At 34.0% G+C, this 4,203-nt stretch carries 3 protein-coding genes and 1 pseudogene; 2 read left to right on the top strand and 2 right to left on the bottom strand.

The genetic code is table 11. From position 1 onward, the window contains the following. Positions 1-28 precede the first annotated feature (28 nt). On the top strand, positions 29-2,011 hold the full coding sequence (locus tag QZ824_RS10885; protein WP_291276042.1) for a heavy metal translocating P-type ATPase: 1,983 nt from the start codon (positions 29-31) through the stop codon (positions 2,009-2,011). A gap of 114 nt (positions 2,012-2,125) precedes the next feature. After that, positions 2,126-2,523 (top strand): annotated as a pseudogene (locus QZ824_RS11745) (MgtC/SapB family protein). Between the two features lie 80 nt (positions 2,524-2,603). On the opposite strand, the gene QZ824_RS10870 reads toward QZ824_RS11745, so the two are convergent. After that, complete coding sequence (locus tag QZ824_RS10870) at positions 2,604-3,683, bottom strand: SIR2 family protein (protein WP_291276039.1); 1,080 nt, start codon at positions 3,681-3,683, stop codon at positions 2,604-2,606. A 1-nt stretch (position 3,684) separates the two neighbouring features. Then, positions 3,685-4,203: hypothetical protein (locus tag QZ824_RS10865; RefSeq protein WP_291276038.1), on the bottom strand; the 519-nt coding region annotated here is incomplete at its 5' end.

The following is a 4,203-nucleotide window of genomic DNA, read 5'->3' as shown; positions in this document are numbered from 1 at the left end:
AAATAATCTAGCTATAAATAAAATAATTATGAATAAGGATAACTGCAAAAATTGCGACGATGAACAGGAACCTAAAAATGTTCAAGCTGATTCGGAAACAGAAGACGATCATGATATCATTGAAGGAACAGCGGAAGAAGAAAACGAAGGATTCAGGAAATATCTTCCAGCCATTGTTTCTTTTATCTTACTTATTGCTGGAATAATAGCAGATCATCAGGTAACAAAATATCATCGTCTGGATTTCTTTCAGAGCTATGTCAGATTAGCTTATTATTTAATCCCCTACCTTCTCATTGGCTGGCCAGTGCTGAAAAAGGCATATCGATCCATTCCACGCCACGATTACTTTAATGAATTTATGCTTATGAGTATTGCTACTCTTGGAGCATTCTACATTAAGGAATATCCTGAAGGCGTTGCAGTAATGCTATTCTATCAAATTGGAGAATTATTCCAGGATGCTGCAGTGCAAAGGGCTAAAAGGTCTATTAAGGCGTTATTGGATATTCGTCCGGATGAAGTAAGCGTACTTCGCAATGGCAAAGCAGAAAAAATAAACCCTGCTGAAGTAGCTATCGGCGAAACCATTCAAATAAAATCAGGAGAGAAAATAGCGTTAGACGGAGAGCTTCTTTCTGAAAAGGCATCCTTCAACACTGCTGCACTAACCGGAGAAAGCAAGCCCGACAATAAGTATAAGGGTGAAGCAGTATTGGCCGGGATGATTAATCTGAACACCGTATCAGAAGTAAAAGTGACTGCTCTTTTTAAGGACAGCAAGCTATCCAAAATATTGCAACTGGTGCAGGATGCTACAGCAAGAAAGGCTAAGACGCAATTATTTATTTCCAGGTTCGCACGGGTTTATACCCCTATCATGGTGTTCCTTGCCTTAGCTATTACAGTAATACCATATTTCTTTGTGGAGCAGTATCACTTCAATGAATGGCTTTACAGAGCATTGGTCTTCCTGGTTATCTCCTGTCCTTGCGCTCTTGTCGTCTCTATACCTTTAGGATATTTCGGCGGTATTGGATTGGCTTCCCGAAATGGCATCTTATTTAAAGGTTCAAACTATCTGGATGTTATGACTGATATAAATACAGTAGTAATGGATAAGACAGGTACTCTTACTAAAGGTGTATTTAAAGTACAGCAGATAGAGCCTTCAGGCATTGATAAGGATACCTTTCTTAAATATACTGCTGCATTGGAAGCTCATTCCACCCACCCTATTGCAAAAGCTGTAGTAGATCATACGGCAATTAAGGAACTGCCTAATGCTGAAAATGTAGAGGAAATTGCAGGGCATGGACTTAAGGGAAGTATAGATGGTAAAGAAATATTAGTAGGTAATCTAAAGCTGTTAAGCAAGTTCAATATTGCATACGATGAAAAGATCAAAAGCATCACTGACACGATTGTGGTAACAGCTTTAGACGGCAAATATGCAGGATATCTAACCATAGCCGATGAAATTAAGGAAGATGCCTTAGAAACCATAAAAGCTCTGCATGGGCTGGGAATTAAAACAGTTATGCTTTCCGGTGATAAGCAGGCTGTAGTGGATGAAGTAGCCAAAAAATTGGGAATAGATACCGCTTACGGAGATTTGCTTCCTGAAGGTAAGGTTGAGAAGGTTCAAGGACTAAAAAATGAAGGCAGAAAGTTAGCATTTGTAGGCGATGGGGTAAACGATGCTCCAGTTGTAGCGTTGGCTGATGCTGGTATTGCTATGGGAGGTCTAGGGTCTGACGCCACTATAGAAACTGCCGACATTGTGATTCAGAACGACCAGCCTTACAAGATTTTCTCTTCTATTAAAATTGGAAAACTCACAAAAAGAATCGTGTGGCAAAATATTTCCTTAGCTTTTGGAGTTAAAGTGGTTGTGCTTATATTAGGTGCTGGCGGATTAGCAACGCTTTGGGAAGCTGTATTTGCAGATGTTGGAGTAGCACTATTGGCGATTCTGAATGCCGTTCGTATTCAAAAAATTAAATTATAGTTTATAGCAAAATTATGAGCTAGATTTTACAATCTAGCTCATAAAAATTAAATAAGATATCTAAACATAACACGATATATATGAACATGTAATTAGACATACAAATGACTATTAATAGTTTCCAAATTATTAATCGCATTTATCTTAGGTGCAATTATTGGCCTTAACAGAGAAAAATATGGCAGCAGTGCAGGCATTCGAACGTGTGCAGAAGTATGCTTGGGAGCTGCTTTATTTACTGCAATTGGAGAGCATTTAGAAGACGTTGCTGCTGCTTCTAGAATTATAGCAACGTTTTAGTGGGAATTGGTTTTATGGGTGCTGGTATTATTTATAAAAATGAATCAGCAAACAGGTCTTCTGGTTTAACTACACCTGCTACTATATGGTGTACAGCAGGTATAGGAGTAGCTGTCGATTTGATATGCTTATCATTGCAACAGTTTCTGCTGCTTCAATTTATTTTCTTTTATATTACATCACTGCAAATGGTATGTAAAATGGAAAAATAAATAAGGGAACAAATACGAAAAAAATAATGCTGATGATTAAATCTTTATTACCATGATAGTGAATATTAATTCTTTATAGTTTATGGCAATAATGAATCTTCACTTTCTTCATCTTTATATAAAGTTGAGAAATAATCCAGATTAAAATTATCATTAAAGAATTCTTTTGCACTTTTATTCTCCAAATATAAATTAGCTTCCTGTATCCCAAGCTTTGTGACTATATCATTTTTAAACTTCTCCAAATCTTTCTCAAAAACATTTACAAGAAGTTTTTTATTTGCATCAAGTTTAATGGAGCTGGTTATATTATCATTTATATGTTTATCTAAAAAACCATAACCACTCACTATAATTAATTCAGCATCTATACACGCTTCCCTAAATGAATAAAAATAAAAAAGATAAGGATCATATGATTGAAGCTTATTTTGTACTCCAAAAATAATTTCCATTTTTAAAGGCTCAACATTACTTATATTATCGGTATATGTCAAACGGTTTTCAGAATCTCTTTTCCAATCTAATGAGCCGTGTAATTTATATAAGAAATAATTTATTTCTTTCTCTTCGCTAGGTTCATATAATCGATAATCCCAAATTCGTTGTTCATTAAATCCTCTTTCCAATAATATCTCGCTACTTTCAAGATTCTTTTCTACAGACATATCGTAGTTTAAGGAAAAAATTTTCAACGGGTAATTATAACCTAGCTCCTTAATTTTTTTGTAATAAGACGAATCAGCGATAAATTGTTCAGGGCTAAGCCAGCTATTTTTCATCTTTTCAAGTATTAACCTCTTAAATTCCTGAGCTTTTTCTAGCTTTAAACCTGCGACAGTAAGTAATTCCTTTTCCCAACTCCCAATAAATGGATAAATATCTACTTCCTTCGTAGATATTCGAATTATAGCGTCTAATAAGCCGACTAGACTTTCAATATTAAAATATATGTTTTTGGAATCTGTACCTTTAATTCTCTCTAAATGATAATGTGAGCTATGAATATAATTATATAGTTCACTATAATCTTTCCAAGAACCTTTCAAAGAACTCTCAATCTCTGTTATCATTTGATAAGAGTTTTTAATTCCAGCATCACAACTTGCTCCAGCTCCCAAAAGGATAATAATTTTATCTTTCCCAAATTGCTTTCTCATATTATAAGAACCAAGGTTTAAGGTTATTGATGTCTATATGCTCTAACTTATACTCTCTAAATTTACCAATAAATTCTGCTATACGTTGGCAGTAAAAAACAGATACAGGTAATTGCTTGGCTTTAAATCCACGCCAATTTGCTCCAGATAAATTTATACAATCTTGTAAAAGATTTTCTTTGTATGTATAGTTTTGAAATAGTTCACTTTTATTTGTGTACCAAAATTTAATTAGTAAAGGATTAGAAAAACGTTTAGTAATTTTAGGATTACTATTTTGTAATCCTTCAAACCAAACTAAATATTCATCTGATGCAAGTTTTACAAAAGTACTCTCAAATGGAATTAATCCATTATTAGCATAATCAAAACCGAAGTGGTCAGTTTTGTTATTAATTATTAAAACTGATAGTTCTATTTCAGGAGATATATTTGATGATACTTTCTCAAGAATTTTATCCTTACTCAATCTAAACGGAGCATGAATAACAATTTTTTTATAAGTTGTACTATTTATAAT

It is taken from the genome of Flavobacterium sp. (assembly GCF_021151785.1).
GTDB lineage: Bacteria > Bacteroidota > Bacteroidia > Flavobacteriales > Flavobacteriaceae > Flavobacterium.
This window is presented reverse-complemented; position numbering and strand designations above follow the sequence as displayed.